Consider the following 20,863-nt stretch of genomic DNA (forward strand, 5'->3'; position numbering starts at 1 on the left):
ATCGACCATTTTGGGGCCAGCATGAAATTCGAGGCGTTGTTTCAACCGTTGCAGGTCGGTCCGTACAAGCTCGCGCATCGCGTCGCGATGGCGCCGTTGACGCGCATGCGGGCCGAGCGCGAGAGCTTTTCGCCGCGGCCGCTCAACGCCGAATATTACGGTCAGCGCGCCACCCAGGGCGGCCTGCTCATTGCCGAGGCCTCGCCTGTGCTCTCGCATGGTCGCGGCAATCCGGCGACGCCCGGCATCTATTCGGAGACGCAGATCGCGGGCTGGCGCAAGGTTGTCGACGCCGTGCACGCCAAGGGCGGCATCATCTTTCTCCAGCTCTGGCATGTGGGCCGCGTCTCGCATTCCTCCTTCCACGGCGGGGAGCTGCCGGTCTCGGCCTCGGCGATCCCGATCAGGGCCGAAGGCATGAAGGCAATGACCGCCGACGGCAAGATCTCCGACTACGAGACGCCGCGCGCGCTGGACACGGACGAGGTCAAGGGCATTGTCGAGGCCTTCAGGCGGGGCGCGAAGAACGCGCTGGCCGCCGGCTTCGACGGCGTCGAGATCCACGGCGCCAACGGCTATCTGCTCGAGCAATTCCTGCAATCACGCAGCAACCAGCGCACCGATCAATATGGCGGCTCGATCGAGAACCGCGCGCGGCTTCTGCTCGAAGTGACCGAGGCCGCGATCGACGTCTGGGGCGCGAGCCGCGTCGGCGTGCGGCTGTCGCCCCACGGCATCGCCAATGATTCCGGCGAGCCCGATCCGATGCCGCTCTACACGCACGTGGTCAAGGCGCTCGACAAACTCGGTCTTGCCTATCTGCATTTCATCGAACCCCGCTCCAGCGGCTCGGGGCGCGCCGAAGTCAACTGGCAGAACGTGCCGTCGGCAATGCTGCTGTTCCGTCCGCTCTATAGCGGCGTGCTGATGACCGCCGGCGGATTTACCGGCGAGACGGCGAACGCCGCGATCGCGGAGGGGCATGCCGACCTCATCGCCTTCGGCCGCATCTTCATTTCCAACCCCGATTTGGCGCGTCGCCTGCAGCACGATTACCCTCTCACCCCGTACAACCGTGCCACGTTCTACGGCGGCGAGGAGAAGGGTTATACCGACTATCCGGTGTATGACGAGCTGACGCCGGCGTAAGCGTTCTCGTCTGTCATTCCGGGGCGATGCGAAGCATCGAGCCCGGAATCCATTCCGCCTTCAGGTATGCCGCGCGATGGATTCCGGGCTCGCGACTTCGTCGCGTCCCGGAATGACAATCATGTATTATCGTGGTCACGACGACAATACAGGGAAATCACCATGGCCAAAGCCGCAGCCGCCGCAGGAGTTGCCACCGGCCAATGCCTCTGCGGCAAGGTCACCTTCGAGATTGACGTCCCCGCACGCTGGGCCTGGCACGATCACTCCGCCGCCAGCCGTCGCGCCCACGGCGCCGCCTATGCGACCTATGTCGGAAGCTGGAAGAAGCGGTTTCGCATTACCGCAGGCAAGACGGCGCTGACCCGCTACGAGGACAAGGCAACGAAGACCGCGCGCAGCTTCTGCGCGCATTGCGGCACGCCGATTACGTACGAGCGCCCGCGCGGGCCGCATATGGTCAACATCCCCCGCGCGCTCTTCAACGAGCGCACCGGCCGTCAGCCGCTCTATCACATCGCGATCGAGGAGCTGCAGGAATGGGCCTATACCGGCGAGCCGCTGGTGCCGCTGAAAGGTTTTCCGGGTGTGGTGTGGCAGCGCTCGAAAAAGAAAAAGCGCGTCGGCGGCGAGGATCCGTTCGAGCTCGACCGCGAAGAGATGTAGCGGCGCGCGCCCACGCAACGCAGCCATGAGCGGACTTCCTTGCGCGCGTCCAGCAACTTCGGCCATCATGCCTTCGTCCTTGCGGCAACGTCCGCTCCTGGAGGAAACATGAAGAACAAGATCACCGGCCGTTCCGCCTTTCTCGCGCTGCTCAAGGACGAGGGCATCACGCATCTGTTCGGCAATCCCGGCACCACCGAACTACCGATCATGCATGCGCTGAAGGACCATCCTGATCTCACCTATGTGATGGCGATGCAGGAGAGCCTGGTGGTGGCAATTGCCGATGGCTACAGCCGCGCCTCCGGAAAGCTCGTGGCCTGCAACGTCCATGTCGCGCCCGGCCTCGGCAACGCGATGGGCTCGCTCTACAACGCCCAGTTCACGGGCACACCGATGATTCTGACCGCGGGCCAGCAGGAGCAAGGCCACGGCCTGATGGAGCCGGTGCTCTACGGCCCGCTGGTGCGCATGGCGGAGCCGCTGGTGAAATGGGCGGTCGAGGTGACGCGCCTCGAGGATCTGCCGCGCATCGTGCGCCGCGCCGCCAAAGTCGCGACCACGCCGCCGACCGGGCCCGTGTTCATTTCGTTGCCCGGCGACATCCTTAACAGCGAGGCCGGGATCGATCTCGGCCGCTCCACCCGCATCGACGCCCGCACAAGGCCGTCGGATGAGACACTCAAGGCGTTCGCCGCGCGGCTGCTGAGGGCCGAGCGTCCCGTGATCGTCACCATGGACGAGGTGGTCAAGAGCGATGCGCTGATGGAGGCCGCCGAACTCGCAGAACTACTCGGTGCGGCCGCGTACCAATCGTCGACACCCTACGGCTCGCACTTCCTTTCGGAGAGCCCGAGCTTCGTCGGCACGCTGGCACGTGTCCAGAAAGTCGCGCGCGACACGCTTGCGCCGTACGACCTCTTGATCGCGCTTGGCGGCGATCCTCTGCGGATGTCGGTCTACAGCGAGGTCGACGCGCTGCCGGAAGGGCTTGGCATCGTGCAGATCGGTCTCGGCGATTGGGAGATCGCCAAGAACTACGGTGCCGAGATCGCGCTGAAGGCGGATTTGAAGGAAACGCTGCGTGCGCTGATCCCGGTGCTGAAGGAGATGGGCGGCGCTGCCCTGGCGCAACGTGCGAAGCAACGTCTCGCCGAGCTTGCGCCGAAGAACTGGACCGCGCGGCGCACCGCGCTGGTCGAGCAGATCGGCAAGGCCGCGGACCGCAGCCCCATCGATCCGGACTGGCTGGTGCTGCAAATGGTCGAGTCCATGCCCGCCAACGCCATCCTGGTCGACGAAGGCCTCACCTCGAGCCGCCAGATCACGGCGCTGCGTGCACACCGCGACCGCTTCGGCTATCACGGCCTTGCCTCCGGCGGCATCGGCTGGGGCCTGCCGGCTTCCGTCGGCGCCAGCATCGCCAATCCCGATCGCCCCGTCGTCTGCTTCTCCGGCGACGGCAGCGCGATGTATTCGATCCAGTCGCTGTGGACGGCGGCGCATCACAAGCTGCCGCTCAATGTGGTCATTGCCAACAATGGCGGCTACCGCATCATCAAGCAGCGTCTGCTCGCCTTCCATGGCGACGACAATTACGTCGGCATGGATTTTGTCGATCCGCCGGTGGATTTCGCGGGCGTGGCGAAGGCGTTGGGATGCGAGCCGATCAAGGTGAGCGACCCCCGCGAGTTGAAGGCGACGCTGGCGTCGGCGTTTGGCCGACCCGGAACCAAGCTAATCGAGGTGATGGTGGACGGAAAGGTGTAGGGCAGCGTCACTTGCGCCCCGCTGGTGTCCGCCACGTTTCAGTCGTCATCACCCGCGAAGGCGGTGATCCAGTATCCCAGAGGGCGGCGGTGATTGAGTCGAGACGCCGCGGCGTACTGGATGCTCCGGTCAAGCCGGGGCATGACAGCGTACCTCGGGGTGCTATCCCTTCCTCCCCACCCGATACCCCGCTGCCGGATGCGGCGCACCTAGTCGCGCACGCCCGTCACCGAACAGCTTCTCCCGCAGCGTGCCCTGCGCGTACTCCGCCTTGTACCGCCCGCGGCGCGTCAGCTCCGGGACCAGCATATCGGCGATGTCCTCGAAATCGCCGGGTGAGATCGCGAAGGCGACGTTGAGGCCGTCGACATCGGTCGCCTCGAACCACGCCTCGATCTTGTCAGCGACCATCTCCGGCGTGCCGACCACGACGGGACCGGCGCCGCCGACGCCAACATGCTCGATGACGTCGCGCACGGTCCAGACGCGATCGGGATCGGCGCGGGTGACGTTGTCGAGTGCGCTGCGACCGGCGTCGTTCTGGACATGGCGCACCTGCTGATCGAGCTCGTAGCCGGAGAAGTCGATTCCGGTCCATCCCGACATCAGCGCGAGCGCGCCCTCGGGGCTGATGTGGCGGCGATAGTCGGCGTATTTTTCGTTTGCCTCGGCCTCCGTCCGCCCGAGGATGATCGTCATCATCGAGAACATCAGGATTTCCGCCGGATTGCGCCCGAACGCGGCGGCCTCGTGACGGATCGCCGACACCCGCGGCGCGATCACCCTGGCCGACGGCCCCGACATGAACACGCATTCGGCGTGCTGTGCCGCGAACTTCCGTCCGCGCGGCGAGGTGCCGGCCTGGTACAGCACGGGCGTCCGCTGCGGCGAGGGCTCGCTCAGGTGGATGGTGTTGTTGATGCGCCAGTTCGCGCCCTCATGGTTGACGCGATGAACTTTTGAGGGATCGGTGAAGATGCCGCGCGTGCGGTCGCGCAGCACGGCGTCGTCCTCCCAACTCCCTTCCCAGAGCTTGTAGACGACCTCCATATATTCGTCCGCGATCTCGTAGCGGTCGTCGTGCCCGATCTGCTTGTCCTTGCCGGCGCCGCGCGCGGCGCTGTCGAGATAGCCGGTGACGACGTTCCAGCCGATTCGTCCCTCGGTGAGATGATCGAGCGTCGACATCCGCCGCGCGAACGGATAGGGCGGCTCGAAGGAGAGGTTGCTGGTGACGCCGAAGCCGAGATTCTGCGTCACCGCCGCCATTGCCGACAGCAGCAACAGCGGATCGTTAGAGGGCGACTGGGCTGCATTGCGCAAGGCTGCGTCAGGACTGTTGCCGTAGACGTCATAGACGCCGAGCACGTCGGCCAGGAACAGTCCGTCGAAACGGCCGCGCTCCAGCGTTTTGGCAAGATCGATCCAGTAGGGCAGGCGGTTATATTCGGCAGTGCGGTCGCGCGGATGGGTCCACAAGCCCGGTGACTGGTGCGCGACGCAATTCATCGCAAATGCATTGAGCCTGATCTGCTTGGCCATGATGGTCCCCCGGCGCCCTGTACCGGGCGCTCTTCGAATGATAGAGCTGCGCCCGAACTTGGCGAAGTTCTTGCATATAGTGCGACGTTGGCAAGGCCAAAATCGGCGGCGCTGCCGCGCTTGGCAAGCCAATCTCAAGAGAGCAAGAACGAAATCCCAAGACTATCGAAGTCCCCGCCACTTTCGGAGGCCTGCCCGCATCAGGTATGCTCCTTCGCCTCACAACCTAAAAAAGAAAATAATGACCAGAGCCGATGCCATCGCCCGCGCCCGTGACGATTTCAAATCCGGCGCGTTCCTCGCCGAACTCGACCGCCGCGTCGCCTACCGGACCGAGAGCCAGAATCCGAACCGGAGCGTCGAGCTGCGCGCCTATCTGGAACAGGAGATGGTGCCCGCTTTCGCCGCGCTCGATTTCCAAAGCCGGATGATCGAATCTCCCAGCGGCAAGGCGCCGTTCCTGTTCGCCGAACACCGCGAGAGCGAGACGGCGCCGACTGTTCTGATCTACGGCCATGGCGACGTCGTCGACGGCATGGAAGGCGAGTGGCGCGACGGCCGCGATCCCTGGCGCACCACGGTTTCGGGCACGCGTCTCTACGGTCGCGGTACCGCCGACAACAAGGGCCAGCACAGCATCAACATGGCCGCACTCCGTGCGGTGCGCGAGGCCCGCGGCGGCATGCTCGGCTTCAACGCCAAGTTCATCATCGAGATGGGCGAGGAGATCGGTTCGCCGGATCTTGGCAAGGTCTGCGATCTCAATCGCGATGCGCTCAAGGCCGATCTGTTCATGGCCTCCGACGGGCCGCGCCTGTCCGCCGACCGTCCGACGCTGTTCCTCGGCTGCCGTGGCGGCATCCGCATTCATCTCGATGTGAACCTTCGCGACGGCGGCCATCACTCCGGCAATTGGGGCGGCGTGCTCGCCAACCCCGCGACCATTCTGGTCAACGCGATCTCGACGCTGGTCGATGGCCGCGGCCGCCTTCAGCTGGAGGGGCTGAAGCCGCCCCGGCTCACCAACCAGATCCGCAGCTATCTTGCGGACGTGCAGGTGGTGCCCACCGAGGACGAGCCGGCGTTGGCCGAGAACTGGGGCGAGGAGGGTCTTTCGGCGGCCGAGCGGCTCTATGCCTGGAACACGCTCGAAGTGCTGGCGATGTCGTCGGGCAATATCGAGAAGCCGGCCAACGCCATTCCCGGCCGCGCCAATGCCGTGCTGCAACTGCGTTTCGTGGTCGGCACCAGGATCGATGGGCTGATCGAGGCGATCCGCGCGCATCTGGCGCAGAAGGGCTTTCCGATGGTCGAGGTGCGGGCGGCGCAGAGCTTTGCCGCCTCGCGCACGGATTTTGACAGCCCCTGGATCGCATGGGCGGCGGATTCGGTGCGTCAGACCACCGGCAAGGTCCCGGCGGTGCTGCCCAATTTCGGCGGCTCGCTGCCGAACGACGTGTTCTCCGAGATATTGGGCCTGCCGACGATCTGGGTGCCGCACTCCTATCCCGGCTGCTCCCAGCATGCGCCCAATGAGCACATCCTGCTGCCATTGACCGAAGAGGCCTTGACGGTGATGGCCGGGCTGTTCTGGGATCTCGGGGAATTGCCAAGCGCGCTAACAAGACCGCTAACACGTCCGCCGGCCTGAGCCGTTAACCGGAGCCGCGATCCAGCCAAAAGTCACATTCTATTCCAACCCAATTTGTGCTTGCATCCCGCCGGCATCATCCTGAAAGGGGACCAAAAAGTGAAACATTTCCGTAGCATCGGCCTCGCGCTCGCCGCGACCTTCGCTGTCAGCCAGGCGGGGGCCGAGGAGCTGACCGGCACGCTCAAGAACATCAAGGACACCGGCGCCATTACGCTCGGCTTCCGCGACTCCTCGATCCCGTTCTCCTATCTCGACGACAACCAGAAGCCCGTCGGGTTCGCGATGGACATCTGCTACAAGATCGTCGACGCCGTGAAGAAGGAGCTCAAGCTCGACAAGCTCGAGGTCAAGCTCAACCCGGTGACCTCGGCGACGCGTATTCCGCTGATGGCGAACGGCACCATCGACCTCGAATGCGGCTCGACCACCAACAATGCCGAGCGCCAGAAGCAGGTCGCCTTCACCAACACCCATTACCTGACCGCCAGCCGCTACGTCTTCAAGAAGTCGAGCGGCCTGAAGTCGATCGACGACCTCAAGGGCAAGACGGTGGTTTCGACCGCCGGCACCACCAACATCAAGCAGCTCACCGAAGCCAATGTTGCGAAAAGCCTCGGCGCCAACATCATCCCGGCCAAGGACCACGCCGAATCCTTCTTGATGGTGGAGACCGACCGCGCCGTCGCCTTCGTGATGGACGACATCCTGCTCGCCAGCCTCGTGGCCGGCTCGAAGTCGCCCGACGACTACGTCATTTCCAAGGACGCGTTCTCGAAGCCTGAGCCCTACGGCATCATGCTGCGCAAGGACGACGCGCCGTTCAAGAAGGTGGTCGATGCGGCGACCGCCGCGCTCTACACGTCCGGCGAAGGCCAGAAGATCTACGACAAGTGGTTCACCCAGAAGATCCCGCCGAAGGGTCTGAACCTCAACACCCCGATCTCGCCCGAGCTGAAGAACGAGTTCGCGAAACCCTCGGACTCGCCAAACCCGGACGACTATAAGTAAGCTGAGTTGTTCGCCTCTCCCCCTCGTGGGGAGAGGCAGCATATTCCGGCCATTCTGGAGGGAGAGTGGCCGGACATTTGCATAGGCGCCGGGACATCCATGACTGGCGCGTTCGCGCGGGGGACACGTGAACTACCACTGGAACTGGGGAATTTTCTTCGAGCCGAACCCGATGGGGACCGGCACCTATCTCGACATGCTGCTGTCGGGGCTGGTGCTGACCCTCAAGACGGGTGCGCTCGCCTGGATCATCGCGCTGATCGCCGGATCGTTCGTGGGCGTGATGCGCACGCTGCCGTCGAAGGGTGCGTACTGGTTCGGCTTTGCCTATGTCGAATTCTTCCGCAACATGCCGCTGCTGGTGCAGCTCTTCCTGTGGTTCTTCGTGCTGCCGGAACTGCTGCCGAAATCTGCCGGCCTCTGGCTGAAGCAGCTGCCCAATGCGCCATTCTGGACGGCGGCGATCGGCATCGGGTTCTTCATGTCGGCACGCGTCGCCGTGCAATTGCAAGCCGGCATCGGATCGCTCCCGCGCGGGCAGAAGATGGCGGCGACCGCGCTCGGCCTGACGACCTTGCAGGCTTATCGCTACATCTTGCTGCCGATGGCGTTCCGCATCATCCTGCCGCCGCTGACGTCCGAGTTCCTCAACACCATCAAGAACACGGCTGTGGCCATCACCATCGGTTTGCTCGAGCTGACCGGACAGGCGCGCTCGATGCAGGAATTCTCGTTCCAGGTGTTCGAGGCCTTCACCGCCGCGACCCTGCTCTATCTCCTCGTCAACGCCGTCGTCGTGACCGCAATGCGCTTCCTCGAGCGCTACGTCGCGATCCCCGGCTACATCACGGGGAAATAGCACCATGTTCAGCAATTTCGATTTCGAGGTCATCCGTCGCGCACTGCCCTATCTGTTTTACGAGGGCATGACGTTCACGCTGATGCTCACGGGGCTTGCGGCGCTCGGCGGCCTGATCTTCGGGACGGCCATCGCGCTGATGCGGCTGTCAGGCTTCAAGATCCTGGGCCGCATCGCCGGGGTCTATGTCGACTTCATGCGCTCGCTGCCGCTGGTGCTGGTGATCTTCTGGTTCTACTTCCTGGTGCCCTATATCGGGCAGTGGGTGACCGGCGCGTCGCGCCCGATCAGCGTCGGCGCGTTCGCATCCTCGCTCATCACCTTCATCATGTTCGAGGCCGCGTACTTCTCCGAGATCATGCGTGCCGGCATCCAGTCGATCTCGCGCGGCCAGCCGGCCGCAGCCAACGCGCTCGGCCTGACCTACGCCCAGACCATGCGCTACGTGGTGCTGCCGCAGGCCTTCCGCAACATGCTGCCGGTGCTGATCACGCAGACCATCGTGCTGTTCCAGGACACCTCACTGGTCTACGTGCTGTCGATCACCGATTTCCTCGGTGCGGCAAGCAAGGTCGCGCAGCGCGACGGCCGTCTGGTCGAAATGTATCTGTTCGCAGCGATCGTCTACTTCACCATCTCCTGTGTCGCGTCCTTCGGCGTTCGCCGCCTGCAGGCGCGCATCGCCATCATTCGATAGAGTCTGTCATGATCGAGATCAGCCACGTCGACAAATGGTACAGCCCGAGCTTCCAGGTGCTGACCGACTGCACCACCAACGTCTCCAAGGGCGAGGTGGTCGTGGTCTGCGGCCCGTCGGGATCGGGCAAGTCGACGCTGATCAAATGCGTCAACGCCCTGGAGCCGTTCCAGAAAGGCGACATCAGCGTCGATGGCACCAAGGTCAACGATCCCAGGACCAATCTGCCCAAGCTGCGCTCGCGTGTCGGCATGGTGTTTCAGCATTTCGAGCTGTTTCCGCATCTGAAGATCATCGATAATCTCTGTCTCGCACAGCAGAAGGTGCTCGACCGATCGCGCGACAAGGCGGTGGCGAAAGCCATGCAACTGCTGGAGCGCGTCGGCCTGAAGGAACAGGCGCAAAAGTATCCCGCGAACCTGTCCGGTGGCCAGCAGCAGCGGGTGGCGATCGCTCGCGCGCTCGCAATGGATCCCATTGTCATGCTGTTCGACGAGCCGACCTCGGCGCTCGACCCCGAAATGGTGAGCGAGGTGCTCGACGTCATGGTAGACCTTGCCCATGAGGGCATGACCATGATGGTCGTCACCCACGAGATGGGCTTTGCCCGCAAGGTTGCCAACCGCGTGATCTTCATGGATCGCGGCGAGATCGTCGAGGACGCCCCGAAGGACGATTTCTTCGGCAAGCCCCGCAGCGACCGCGCGCAGAAATTCTTGTCGAAGATCCTCTCCCACTAGCTCTGCCGTCATTCCGGGGCGCGACGTAGTCGCGAGCCCGGAATCCATCGGGCGGCATTGTACGGGGGGAAATGGATTCCGGGCTCATTCGCTGCGCGAATGCCCCGGAATGACGAATAGAGGGGTGATCGCCGCCCCCATTTCGCATATAAGCGCGCCAAATCCCTTTGCCCCCAGGAGACCTGCCTTGGATCCGATCGCCTATGTCAACGGCTCATTCGTCCCGCTCTCGGACGCCAAAATTTCGGTGCTCGATCGCGGCTTCCTGTTTGCCGACGGCATCTACGAGGTCTCGGCCGTGCTCGACGGCAAGCTGATCGACAATGCCTCGCATCTGAGCCGGCTGGAGCGCTCGGTCGGCGAGATCCAGCTGAAGCTGCCCGAGACGGTCGAACGCATCACCGAGCTCCAGAAGGAGCTGATCGCGCGCAACAAGGTCGAGAACGGCCTCGTCTATCTCCAGGTCACGCGTGGTGCCGACAAGGGCCGCGACTTCGCCTTCCCCAAGGGCGACGTCAAGTCGAGCCTGGTAATGTTCACGTCGGAGAAGGACATCATCAACGCCGCCTCAGCCAAGACCGGCATCAACGTGATCACGGTGCCCGACATCCGCTGGGAGCGGCGTGACATCAAGAGCGTGGCACTGCTCGCGCAAGTGCTGGCAAAGCAGGCCGCGGCCGAAGCCGGTGCGGGCGAGGCCTGGATGCTGGAAGACGGCTACGTCACCGAAGGCGGTTCGTCCTCGGCGTTCATCCTGACCCATGACGACGTCATCGTGACCCGCAAGAACTCCAACGCGATCCTGCCGGGCTGCACCCGCAAGGCGGTGGTGGCGCTGGGGGAAGAGCGTCAGCTCCGTATCGAGGAGCGTTCCTTCACGGTCGCCGAGGCGCTCGCCGCCAAGGAAGCCTTTGCCACCTCGGCGTCGCTGTTCGTCCAGCCGGTGGTTGCGATCGACGGCAAGAAGGTCGGCGACGGCAAGCCCGGCCCGCTTGCCGCGCGGCTGCGCGAGATCTACGTGGAGTTCGCCAAGGCGACGGCGGTTTAAGCCACCCACCGCCGTCATCGCCCGGCTTGACCGGGCGATCCAGTACTCCGTGACGGAAGTGCTGGACTCGACAGGCCGCGGCGTACTCGATGCCCCGGTCAAGCCGGGGCATGACAGTCGAATGTATTGAGGCGGTTTGGCCTCATGCGTCAGCACCTCACGCCACCGACGCCTTCACCTTCACCGGATGAACCGCACGGAACGCGATCGCGATCCTGTTCCAGGCATTGATGGCGCCGATCAGCATGGTCAGGTTCACCGTCTCCGCATCGGAGAATTGCGCGCGGACCTGCTCGTAGACATCGTCCGGCGCGTGCGTCTCGGAGATCAGCGTCACTGATTCCGTCCAGGCCAGCGCGGCGCGCTCGCGGTCCGTGTAGAGCGGCGATTCGCGCCAGGCATTGAGCAGATAGATGCGCTGCTCGGTCTCGCCGCGCTTGCGGGCGTCCTCGGTGTGCATGTTGATGCAGAAGGCACAGCCGTTGATCTGCGACGCGCGGATCTTGACGAGCTCGATCAGCGATTTCTCCAGGCCGGTCGACTGGATCTGCTCTTCCAGTGCCATCAGTGCCTTCATCGTATCGGGTGCGGCCTGGTAGAAATTCATGCGGGGTTTCATGGTCGTTCTCCTTGCTTGCTGGGTTGATGTCAGTGGGCGCCGCCGGCCGAGGCGTGGCCGGCCTTCTTCAGGAAGAGGGTGGCGATCAGCGCGACGATCAGTGCCACGCCGAGCAGATAAAAGGTGTCGCTGAAGGCGAGGATATAGGCCTGCTTCTGCACGATATGGCCGATCGCAACATAGGCGCGATGCGATGCGTCCGCACGGTCGAGAATGCCGTGATTGACGAAGTATTGGGTGAGCTGTTCCAGCCGCGTCCGCGTCGCCTGCTCGAACAGCGAGACCGACTGCATCAGCACGTTGGAATGATACTGCTCGCGCTTGGTCAACAGGGTCTGCAACAGCGCGATGCCGACGGCGCCGCCGAGATTGCGCATCATGTTGAACAGGCCGGAGGCCGAGCCGGCGTTCTCCGGTTCGATGCCCGAGGTCGCCACCGCAGACAGCGGCGCCATCACCAACGCCTGGCCGATTGCACGAACCACATTGGGCCAGAGCAATTGATCGGCGGCATAGTTGCCGGTCATGGTGATGTTCATGAAGTTGGAGGCCGCGAACAGGACGAAGCCGACGCCGATGATGAGCCGCGCATCGAGCTTCTGCATCAGCCGCGGCACCAGCGGGATCAGCAGGAGCTGCGGCAGGCCGGTCCATGCCAGCACCATGCCGATCTGCTCGGCATTGTAGCCCTGGATGCGGGCCAGGTATTGCGGCAGGATGAACACCGAGCCGTAGAGCGCTATTCCCAGCAGGAAATTCGCGAGCATGCCGAAGCCGAAATTGCGGCGGACCAGCAGACGCAGGTTGAGGAGCGGCTTCTTGACGGTCAGCTCGATGATCAGGAAGGCGGTCAGCGCCACGGCCGCGATGACGGACAGCTTGACGATGAAGGGCGAGCCGAACCAGTCGTCCTTGTTGCCTTCCTCGAGCACGGTCTGCAGCGCCGACAGTCCGATCGCCATGGTGATGATGCCGGCCCAGTCGCCGTCGCGCAGCAACGACAGCTTCATGGGCTTTGCGTCCAGCGCGTACCAGAGCATGCCGACCATGATCGTGCCGGGGACGACGTTGACGTAGAAGATGTACTGCCAGCCAAAATTCTCGGTGAGATAGCCGCCGATGGTCGGGCCGATCGCGGGCGCGAACGTCGCCGACAGCGCGAACAGCGCAAGGCCGACCGGCTGCTTTCCGCGCGGCAGCAATGTGATGATGAGCGTGAACGCCATCGGAATCAGCACGCCGCCGCTAAAGCCTTGCACCGCCCGCAGCACGATCATCTGCGGCAGGTCCTGCGCCAGCGCACAGGCGGCCGACAGGACCAGGAACAGGACCGCGTTGGTGAGGAGATAGATGCGGATCGAGAACACCTGCGCCAGCCAGCCCGAGAGCGGGATCACCACGATCTCCGCGATCAGATAGGAGGTCGAGATCCAGCCGCCGTCATCGATGCCAGCGCCGATCGCGCCCTGAATATCGGCGAGCGACGCATTGACGATCTGGATGTTCAGCACCGCCATGAAGGCGCCGAGCGTCGCGCCGATCACGGCAATCCAGGTCTTGGTCGACACGGCAGGCGTTATGGTGGCCGCGACTGAAGCGGGGATATTGGCGGCGGAGGCGGCGTTGACGGTCGTTTGGAGCGTGCTCATGGAAGCCTCGTCTCGTTACGGAGACAGCATGGATCAGGCAGTTGGTTTCGATAATCGACGAAGTTTGGGAAGGATCATCCGGCAGGGCTTGATAGTCCTGCCGGACCTTTCCGGCTTCAACCGCCGTTCGGACGGGCCGCGTTGTCGGCGAGATGCTTCGCCGTCTCGCGCTCGGCCATGACGGCCTGTTTGGTGTCGATAGTCGGCTCCGCGGACATGCCGGGGCGCAGCAGCCCGGTCAAGCTGTGGTCGTCGAGCACGATCTTCACCGGCACCCGTTGCACGATCTTGGTGAAATTGCCGGTGGCGTTGTCGGGCGGCAGCAGCGCGAACTCAAGTCCGCTGGCCGGCGAAAGGCTGTCGACATGGCCGCGCAGGGTCTGGTTGCGGAAGCTGTCGACGTGCAGCTCGACCGGCTGGCCGGAGCGGACATGGGTGAGTTGCGTCTCCTTGAAATTTGCCACGACATAGACCGCATCGAGCGGCACCACGGCCATCAATTGCGTGCCGGCCTGCACGAACTGTCCCACGCGCAATGAGCGGGCGCCGACCGTGCCGTCGACCGGCGCGGTAATCTCGGTGTAGGAGAGATTCAGCGTCGCCTGCTCCGCGACCGCGCGCGCGTGTTCGAGTTGGGCCGTAGCCTGCGCGCGCTGGGTGGTGAGCACGTCGACCTTGCGTTGCGCGGCCACGAGGCCCGATCTGGCATGTTGCAGCTGTGCATTGCTGGCGCGCAACGCAGCGTCAGTCTGTTGTGCGCGCTGAATCGTGCCGGAGCCCGACTTCATCAGGTCGTCGTAGCGGGCGCGCTCCTCCTGCGCAAATTTCAGATTCGCGTCGGCAGCAGCGACGTCGGCCGTGCTCTGCTCGATGATCGGCTGCTGGAGTTCGACTTGGGCGCCGAGGTTGCGTACCGACGCTTCCGCCGCAGCGACATCCGCGCGGGCCTGGTCGAGCGCCGCCTTGAAGTCGCGGTCGTCGATCTTCGCCAGCACCTGGCCCGCTTTGACCTTTTCGTTGTCGCTGACCAGCACCTTGGCGATGTAGCCCGAGACTTTTGGCGCGATGATCGTGGAATCGGCCTTCACATAGGCGTCGTCGGTTGTCTCGAGATAGCGGCCGTTGACCCAGTAGTCGTGTCCATAGTGGACAATCGCTACCGTGCCCGCGAGGAACGCCAGCGCCAACGCCGCCCGCCGGACCATATTCCGGGCCGGACCACGCACCGGCGCCGTGAGAGAAGCTTGAGTTATCTCAGTCGCTTGCTGGAAGTTTTCGGTGCGGGGCATCTCGGACATGGCAGTCTCCTATCGGCTGGCTGAGACTATCGGTCTTCTTCGCTCGATCGATAATCGGCGAAATGCCGGAAGGATTATCCGCTGAGAGTGGATAGTCCGGCCATCTCGCCTTCGCGTAAGGTTTACGGAGCCGGAGGTTCGACTGCCCCAGAGTGATTGCCGCTTCTGTTGAGGGATTGCGGCTAACGCGTCCGCTATGTCGCGCAGGAGATGGCCTGACGGATAATCGGACAGAATTCCTTGCGATTGTCGATCAAGAGCGGATAATCATCCAGCATGGACCGATTGACGAGCCTCGAAGTCTTCAGCCGGGTGGTCGAGACCGGCGGCTTCTCTGCAGCAGCCCGCAAGCTCAACATGTCGACCACCATGGTGAGCAATCACGTCCAGGCGCTGGAAGACCGGCTCGGGGTGAGGCTGCTTCAGCGCACCACGCGCAAGGTCAGCCTCACCGACATCGGCAAGGCCTATTACGACCGCTGCATCCAGATACTTGCCGAGCTCAAACAGGCCGACGATATCGCGAGCGAATTGCAGTCGGTGCCCCGCGGCACGCTACGGATCCACGTCGCCACGCACATGGTGCCGTTCGTCGCGCCGGTGGTGGCGAAACTCCTGTCGGCCTATCCGGAGCTCAAGATCGATCTGCGCATGGGCGAGGCCGACATCGACCTCATCGAAGAAGGCTATGACGTTGCTCTGCGCATGACCTCGCCACCGGATTCGAGCCTGATCGTCCGCAGCCTTGCCACCTGGCGTCACGTGCTGTGCTGCTCGCACGACTATCTCGACAAGCACGGTCGCGTGCAGAAGCTCGGTGAGCTCACCACGCACAATTGCGGACGCCATTTGAATTATCCCTTCGGTGACGATTGGCGCTTCTTCGATCGCAAGGGCGCGCCGGCATCGGTGCGCATCTCCGGTAGCTTCATCACCAACAGCGGTGAGGCCTTGCGAAAGGTGGCGCTGGAAGGCGCTGCCGTCTGCCTGATGGCCGGATTTCTGATCCGCGACGATCTCGAGGCCGGTCGGCTGGTGCGCCTCTTGCCCGAATATCGTCCAGTCGAGATGTCGATGAATGCCGTGTATCCACACCGCCATCATCTGTCGGCCAAGGTCAGGACCTTCATCGACATGCTGGTGCATCACAGTGCCGAGCAGCAGAAGCTGATCAATCCGTATTCATGACGGGCGCGGCGGCGGCAGTCGTCCGAACACGATGTCGAGCGCCAAGCCGATCGCAAGCAGCCGGCGATCGCTTCCGGCCGGGCCGTCCATCTCGAGGCCGACAGGCAGTTTGCTGGTGGCGCCGAGCGTGATCGGAATCTGGATGCCGGGAATGCCGGCATTGCTGCCGGGATCGGTGTTCTGGATGAACAGGCCGAAATTCTCCAGGCTGCTGGAATCGGGATTGGAGGCAATGGCGACGCGCGGCGTGGTCGGGAAGGCGATGGCATCGAGCCGGTTGTCGGCGAAAGTCCTGCTGTAGAGCGCCTGAAGCGCGGGGCGCGCTGTGTTGATCGCGGCGTCGTAGATCGGCTTGGCGTCAACCAGCGTGCCATCGGGGGCGGGCAGTTTGCGCGGGATCACCAGCCCATCGTAGGTGCCCTTCACGTCTGCGCTGGATATCTCCGCTGCCAGCGCCGCGATGCTGAGGCCGGTACCGGTGTGTCTGAGATACGCGACCATGTCGTCATAGGCCTCATACAGCACGACGGGAAAGCTCACCTGGCCGTTGAGTTCGGCGAGCTGCGGCATCTCGATTTCGACGACAGTGACGCCCTGCGCCTTCATTTTCGTGACGGCCGCCTCGAATGCGGCGTCGGTGTCGGCGTCGAGATTGGTCAGTATGGCTTTCACGATGCCGATCCGCACCTGGTTCAGATCGGCCGGCGCGATAGTATCGCCGCCCGTAATGACGCGGTCGAGCAGCGCGACATCCGCCATGGTGGCGGCCATGGGACCCGCGGTGTCGCGGGTGTGCGAGAGCGGCGCGATGCCGTCTTGCGGATAGCGGCCGATCGTCGGACGCAGCGAGGCGCAGCCGTTCAGCGCAGCGGGCACGCGGACCGATCCACCGGTATCGGTGCCGAGCCCGCCTGCCACGATCCGCGCGCCGATCGCGGTACCGGTCCCGGAGGAAGAACCGCCGGCGATCAGGGCGCGGTCATAGGCGTTGCGCACGCCGAACTCGGCACCAGTCTTGAATGCGGTGTTGTAGCCGGAGATGCCGAAGGCGAGCTCGTGCATGCTGGTCTTGCCGATGATGACCGCACCTGCGGCCCGCAGTTTTGCCGCAACCGGCGCGTCGGCCGTGGGAACGTAGTCCTTCAGGGCCGGCGTGCCCGCGCTACAGGGCAGCCCGGCGACCTCGATATTGTCTTTGATCACGATGGGCACGCCGCCGAGCGGATTTGTCCGGTCGCCCGTCGCGTCGAATGCGGCCGCGGCCTTCAGAGCGCCGGCCTCGTCCAGGGTGACGAAGGCGTTGAGGTCGGCATTGGCTTTGGCACGGGCAAGAGCTTCAGTCGTGAGTGCGGTGCTCGTCACCTTGCCGGCGCGGAGGTCGGCGGCGGCCTGGGTCAGGGTCAACTGATCGAAATCCATGATGCGTCACCCCCTTGCCCGGCTCCATCATGGAGCCCTCGAATTCGGGAAGCTGAAGCCTCTCCGGCATGACGTCAACCGTGGGCGCGCAACTTTGCCTGCGATGCCGCGATCACATCGGCGAGAAGCCGCTCGACCGCCGGCTTCACCTTTGCCATCGCGATGTCCTTCACCGGGCCGTAACCGCGGATCTCCATCGGCGCCTTGGCGATCACAACGAGATCGGGCAGGCGCGCCGCATCGAGTTCGCCGAGCATCCGTTCGATCACGCCCTCATACCAGGCGATCAGGTCTCGCTCGGTGCGGCGTTCGACGGTGTAGCCGAACGGATCGAATACTGTCCCGCGCAACCCTTTCAGTCGCGCGAGCGCGGCGAGCGGCAGCTGGATCCACTGGCCGAAGGCGCGCTTGCGCGGCCGGCCGCGGGCGTCGCGCTCGGACGGCAGGAGGGGCGGAGCGAGATGGTATTGGACGCTGAAGCCGTCCTCGAACTCGCGCTTGAGCTCGTCGAGGAAGCCGCTCTGCATGTGCAGGCGCGCCACCTCGTACTCATCCTTGTAGGCCATCAGCTTGAACAGGGCGCGCGCAACCGTCTCGGTCAGCGCCTCGCTGCTCAGCGGAGCCTCAACGCGCCGGACTTTCTCGATCGCCGAGCGATAGCGCGCCGCATAGGCCTCGTTCTGATAGGCGGTGAGGAAGTCGGCGCGGCGGGTGATGATCTGGTCGAGCGTCTCGGCTTTCGGCGCCTCGTCCGTCTTCGGCAGAAAGTCACGATCGGCCGCTGCAATCCGGCCCCAGGCGAAAGCCTGCTTGTTGCTTTCGACCGCGACGCCGTTGAGCTCGATCGCGCGCAACAGCGCCGACAGCGAGACCGGCAGCAGCCCGTGCTGCCAGGCAAAGCCCAGCATGACGATGTTGGCATAGACGGCATCGCCGAGCAGGCGCTCGGCCAGCGCGTTGGCGTCGATGGTGTCGAGATTGCCGTCGCCGATCACCTGGCCGATCGCCCGCAGGCGGGCGGGTGAGGCGAGATCTGCGTCGCGGAAGCGGACGACGTCGCCGGTCGGCATCTCTGCGGTGTTGACTGCGGCGCGCGTGCCTTTCCGATAGGTGCCGGACGCCTTTGGCGAGGAGCTGACGACGAGGTCGCAGCCGATCAGCGCATCGGCCGCGCCCTGGTCGATGCGGACCTGATGCAATGCGTCGGGGGATGCAGCCAACCGGATGTAGCTCAGCACCGGCCCGAATTTCTGCGCAAAGCCGGTAAAATCCAGCACCGAGACGCCGTTTTGTTCGAGATGCGCCGCCATGCCGATCAGCGCGCCGACCGTGATCACGCCGGTGCCGCCGACGCCGGTGACGAGCAGATCATAGGGACGGTCGAGCGGTGCGGGCGCGGGCAGTGGGAGCGTGGCCGCGTGGCCGACCGCGTCGGTCCGGCTTGCGCCCTTCTTCCGGCGCGTCGCGTCCTCAACGGTGACGAAGCTCGGGCAAAACCCGTTGAGGCAGGAAAAGTCCTTGTTGCAGGACGAGAGATTGATCCGCCGCTTCCGGCCGAAGGGTGTTTCCTTGGGCTCGACGCTGAGGCAGTTGGATTCGACCGAGCAGTCGCCGCAGCCTTCGCAGACGAGATCGTTGATATAGGCGAAGCGTTTGGGGTCGGCCATCTGTCCACGCTTGCGGCGACGCCGTTTCTCTGTCGCGCAGGTCTGTTGATAGATCAGCACCGAGACGCCCGAGATTTCGCGCAGCTCGCGCTGCACGGCGTCCATCTCCTCGCGGGGATGGATACTGACGCCGACCGGCAAGTCGCCGGGCGAAAATTGCGCTGGATCGTCCGACACCAGGGCGATGCGCGCAACGCCCTCGGCGCGGACGCTGTGCGCGATGGCGTGGACGCTGATCGGGCCGTCGACGGGTTGGCCGCCGGTCATCGCGACGGCATCGTTGAACAGGATCTTGTAGGTGATGTTGGCTTTGGCCGCGATCGCCTGCCGGATCGCCATCGAACCGGAGTGATAGTAGGTGCCTTCGCCGAGATTCTGGAAGACGTGCTTGCTTCCGGTGAATCGCGACGAGGCGGCCCAGTTCACGCCTTCGCCGCCCATCTGGATCAGCGACGAGGTCTCGCGGTCCATCCAGCTCGCCATGAAATGGCAGCCAATGCCGGCTAGCGCCTTCGATCCCTCGGGCACCTTTGTCGATGTATTGTGCGGGCATCCCGAGCAGAAATAGGGCGTGCGTGTCGCACCGCTGACGTTGATCGTGCGCGCGGCCTCAGGCATCAAGCCGGCTGCGCGCGCGGCGAGATTGAGGGCCGGGAACATCGGATCGAGCCGGCGTGCGAGCACCCCAGCGAGCGCTCGTGGCGACAATTCGCCGATCCAGGAGATCAGCCGCGCGCCGGTTTCGTCGTGCTTTCCGACCATGCGCTCGGGTTTTTCGCCCGGATAATCGTAAAAATATTCCTTGAACTGGCTTTCGATGATGCCGCGCTTCTCCTCGACCACGAGGATCTCGCGCTTGCCCTTCACGAACGCCATCGCGTCATGCAGCGCCAGCGGCCAGACCATGCCGACCTTGTAGATGTCGATGCCGATGCTGCGGCAGGCTGCTTCGTCCAGGCCCATCAGCCGCAAGGCTTCCATCAGATCGAGATGCGCCTTGCCTGTGGTGACGATGCCGTAGGTGGCGCCCGGGATGTCGTAGATGTGACGGTCGATCGGATTGGCCTTTGCGAAGGCGTAGACCGCGTGCTTCTTCGCCTCCAGCCGCTCCTCGATCTGCGGGCCGGGCAGGTCGGGCCAGCGATAGTGCAGGCCGCCGGGCGGCGGCGTGAAGTCCGGCGTGTGGAAGGCGCGCGGCGGGCGCAGCGCGACGGAAGCGCCGGATTCCACGATCTCCGAGATCGCCTTGAAACCGACCCACATGCCGGTGAAGCGGCTCAGCGCGTAGCCATATTCGCCGAATTCGAGATATTCGCTGACGCTTGCGGGGTGGAGCGTCGGCATGAACCAGCTCATGAAAGCGACGTCGGACTGGTGCGGCATCGAGGACGAGACGCAGCCATGGTCGTCGCCGGCGACCACCAGCACGCCGCCATGCGGCGAGGAGCCGTAGGCGTTGCCGTGTTTCAGCGCATCGCCGGAGCGATCGACGCCGGGACCCTTGCCATACCAGAGCCCGAACACGCCATCGACCTCGCGGTCGGCTTGCGTCTCGACCTGTTGCGAGCCGAGCACCGCAGTCGCGGCAAGATCTTCGTTCACTGCGGGGAGGAATTCGATGCGGTCCCGCTTCAGCCGTTCCTGGATGCGCCACAGTTCGAGATCGATGCCGCCGAGCGGCGAGCCGCGATAGCCCGAGATGAAGCCCGCCGTGTTCAGCCCTGCGGCACGATCGCGCCGCACTTGGTCGAGCGCAATGCGGACGATGGCCTGCGTGCCCGTGAGGAAGACGCGGCCCACTTCGCGATCGTAGCGGTCGGAAAGCTCGTAGGCGTCGAGCGACGGAATGGCGTCCATGCGGACCTCCCCACGGCATCCTTGCCGGATGGG

General features: G+C 64.2%; 16 protein-coding genes. 10 read left to right on the top strand and 6 right to left on the bottom strand.

Features of this window, described 5'->3' with window-relative positions:
* Positions 1-21: 21 nt before the first annotated feature.
* The 3 genes from AC0L3C_RS08470 to AC0L3C_RS08480 all read left to right on the top strand — a co-directional run bounded on the left by AC0L3C_RS08470 (position 22) and on the right by AC0L3C_RS08480 (position 3,585).
* Entirely contained in the window at positions 22-1,149 is a 1,128-nt protein-coding gene (locus AC0L3C_RS08470) for an alkene reductase (protein WP_473265695.1), read from the top strand.
* Positions 1,150-1,311: 162 nt separating this feature from the next.
* A complete protein-coding gene (locus AC0L3C_RS08475; RefSeq protein ID WP_473265696.1) occupies positions 1,312-1,815 on the top strand; it encodes a GFA family protein in 504 nt (167 codons plus the stop codon).
* Between the two features lie 108 nt (positions 1,816-1,923).
* Entirely contained in the window at positions 1,924-3,585 is a 1,662-nt protein-coding gene (locus AC0L3C_RS08480; RefSeq protein WP_473407651.1) for a thiamine pyrophosphate-binding protein, read from the top strand.
* A 162-nt stretch (positions 3,586-3,747) separates the two neighbouring features.
* On the opposite strand, the gene AC0L3C_RS08485 is transcribed toward AC0L3C_RS08480, so the two are convergent.
* On the bottom strand, positions 3,748-5,127 hold the full coding sequence (locus AC0L3C_RS08485) for an LLM class flavin-dependent oxidoreductase (protein ID WP_473278688.1): 1,380 nt from the start codon (positions 5,125-5,127) through the stop codon (positions 3,748-3,750).
* Positions 5,128-5,368: 241 nt separating this feature from the next.
* Here AC0L3C_RS08485 and AC0L3C_RS08490 point away from each other — a divergent pair, with 241 nt between their 5' ends.
* From AC0L3C_RS08490 to AC0L3C_RS08515, 6 genes are all read left to right on the top strand, one after another.
* Complete coding sequence (locus tag AC0L3C_RS08490; RefSeq protein ID WP_473407652.1) at positions 5,369-6,778, top strand: M20 family metallopeptidase; 1,410 nt, start codon at positions 5,369-5,371, stop codon at positions 6,776-6,778.
* Between the two features lie 99 nt (positions 6,779-6,877).
* Complete coding sequence (locus tag AC0L3C_RS08495) at positions 6,878-7,789, top strand: amino acid ABC transporter substrate-binding protein (protein ID WP_473265700.1); 912 nt, start codon at positions 6,878-6,880, stop codon at positions 7,787-7,789.
* Between the two features lie 127 nt (positions 7,790-7,916).
* Complete coding sequence (locus AC0L3C_RS08500) at positions 7,917-8,648, top strand: amino acid ABC transporter permease (RefSeq protein WP_473265701.1); 732 nt, start codon at positions 7,917-7,919, stop codon at positions 8,646-8,648.
* Positions 8,649-8,652: 4 nt separating this feature from the next.
* Positions 8,653-9,345 (top strand): amino acid ABC transporter permease, encoded by a 693-nt coding sequence (locus AC0L3C_RS08505; protein WP_007597029.1) that lies wholly within the window; start codon positions 8,653-8,655, stop codon positions 9,343-9,345.
* An 8-nt stretch (positions 9,346-9,353) separates the two neighbouring features.
* Positions 9,354-10,085 (top strand): amino acid ABC transporter ATP-binding protein, encoded by a 732-nt coding sequence (locus tag AC0L3C_RS08510; RefSeq protein WP_473407653.1) that lies wholly within the window; start codon positions 9,354-9,356, stop codon positions 10,083-10,085.
* A gap of 187 nt (positions 10,086-10,272) precedes the next feature.
* Positions 10,273-11,133: a D-amino-acid transaminase gene (locus tag AC0L3C_RS08515; protein ID WP_473407654.1), complete on the top strand. Its 861-nt coding sequence runs from the start codon at positions 10,273-10,275 to the stop codon at positions 11,131-11,133.
* A 157-nt stretch (positions 11,134-11,290) separates the two neighbouring features.
* On the opposite strand, the gene AC0L3C_RS08520 is transcribed toward AC0L3C_RS08515, so the two are convergent.
* The 3 genes from AC0L3C_RS08520 to AC0L3C_RS08530 all read right to left on the bottom strand — a co-directional run bounded on the left by AC0L3C_RS08520 (position 11,291) and on the right by AC0L3C_RS08530 (position 14,699).
* Entirely contained in the window at positions 11,291-11,752 is a 462-nt protein-coding gene (locus AC0L3C_RS08520; RefSeq protein WP_007615070.1) for a carboxymuconolactone decarboxylase family protein, read from the bottom strand.
* 29 nt (positions 11,753-11,781) lie between these two features.
* Entirely contained in the window at positions 11,782-13,401 is a 1,620-nt protein-coding gene (locus tag AC0L3C_RS08525; protein ID WP_473407655.1) for an MDR family MFS transporter, read from the bottom strand.
* A 116-nt stretch (positions 13,402-13,517) separates the two neighbouring features.
* Positions 13,518-14,699 (bottom strand): HlyD family secretion protein, encoded by a 1,182-nt coding sequence (locus AC0L3C_RS08530; protein WP_473407656.1) that lies wholly within the window; start codon positions 14,697-14,699, stop codon positions 13,518-13,520.
* A 276-nt stretch (positions 14,700-14,975) separates the two neighbouring features.
* Between AC0L3C_RS08530 and AC0L3C_RS08535 the strand changes: the two genes are divergently transcribed.
* A complete protein-coding gene (locus tag AC0L3C_RS08535) occupies positions 14,976-15,887 on the top strand; it encodes a LysR family transcriptional regulator (protein ID WP_473265706.1) in 912 nt (303 codons plus the stop codon).
* On the opposite strand, the gene iaaH is transcribed toward AC0L3C_RS08535, so the two are convergent.
* Positions 15,882-17,306, bottom strand: coding sequence for an indoleacetamide hydrolase (gene iaaH / locus AC0L3C_RS08540; RefSeq protein WP_473407657.1), 1,425 nt, complete (start codon positions 17,304-17,306; stop codon positions 15,882-15,884). The two genes, AC0L3C_RS08535 and iaaH, sit on opposite strands and share 6 nt — an antisense overlap.
* 74 nt (positions 17,307-17,380) lie before the next feature.
* A complete protein-coding gene (locus AC0L3C_RS08545; protein ID WP_473407658.1) occupies positions 17,381-20,830 on the bottom strand; it encodes an indolepyruvate ferredoxin oxidoreductase family protein in 3,450 nt (1,149 codons plus the stop codon).
* Positions 20,831-20,863: the final 33 nt, after the last annotated feature.

The sequence above is a fragment of the Bradyrhizobium sp. WSM4872 genome (genome assembly GCF_055811715.1).

Coding starts and splice junctions, on each gene's coding strand:
- AC0L3C_RS08470 (WP_473265695.1), top strand. CDS start 22: ATGAAATTCGAGGCGTTGTTTCAACCGTTGCAGGTCGGTCCGTACAAG.
- AC0L3C_RS08475 (WP_473265696.1), top strand. CDS start 1,312: ATGGCCAAAGCCGCAGCCGCCGCAGGAGTTGCCACCGGCCAATGCCTC.
- AC0L3C_RS08480 (WP_473407651.1), top strand. CDS start 1,924: ATGAAGAACAAGATCACCGGCCGTTCCGCCTTTCTCGCGCTGCTCAAG.
- AC0L3C_RS08485 (WP_473278688.1), bottom strand. CDS start 5,127: ATGGCCAAGCAGATCAGGCTCAATGCATTTGCGATGAATTGCGTCGCG.
- AC0L3C_RS08490 (WP_473407652.1), top strand. CDS start 5,369: ATGACCAGAGCCGATGCCATCGCCCGCGCCCGTGACGATTTCAAATCC.
- AC0L3C_RS08505 (WP_007597029.1), top strand. CDS start 8,653: ATGTTCAGCAATTTCGATTTCGAGGTCATCCGTCGCGCACTGCCCTAT.
- AC0L3C_RS08510 (WP_473407653.1), top strand. CDS start 9,354: ATGATCGAGATCAGCCACGTCGACAAATGGTACAGCCCGAGCTTCCAG.
- AC0L3C_RS08520 (WP_007615070.1), bottom strand. CDS start 11,752: ATGAAACCCCGCATGAATTTCTACCAGGCCGCACCCGATACGATGAAG.
- AC0L3C_RS08525 (WP_473407655.1), bottom strand. CDS start 13,401: ATGAGCACGCTCCAAACGACCGTCAACGCCGCCTCCGCCGCCAATATC.
- AC0L3C_RS08530 (WP_473407656.1), bottom strand. CDS start 14,699: ATGTCCGAGATGCCCCGCACCGAAAACTTCCAGCAAGCGACTGAGATA.
- AC0L3C_RS08535 (WP_473265706.1), top strand. CDS start 14,976: ATGGACCGATTGACGAGCCTCGAAGTCTTCAGCCGGGTGGTCGAGACC.
- iaaH (WP_473407657.1), bottom strand. CDS start 17,306: ATGGATTTCGATCAGTTGACCCTGACCCAGGCCGCCGCCGACCTCCGC.
- AC0L3C_RS08545 (WP_473407658.1), bottom strand. CDS start 20,830: ATGGACGCCATTCCGTCGCTCGACGCCTACGAGCTTTCCGACCGCTAC.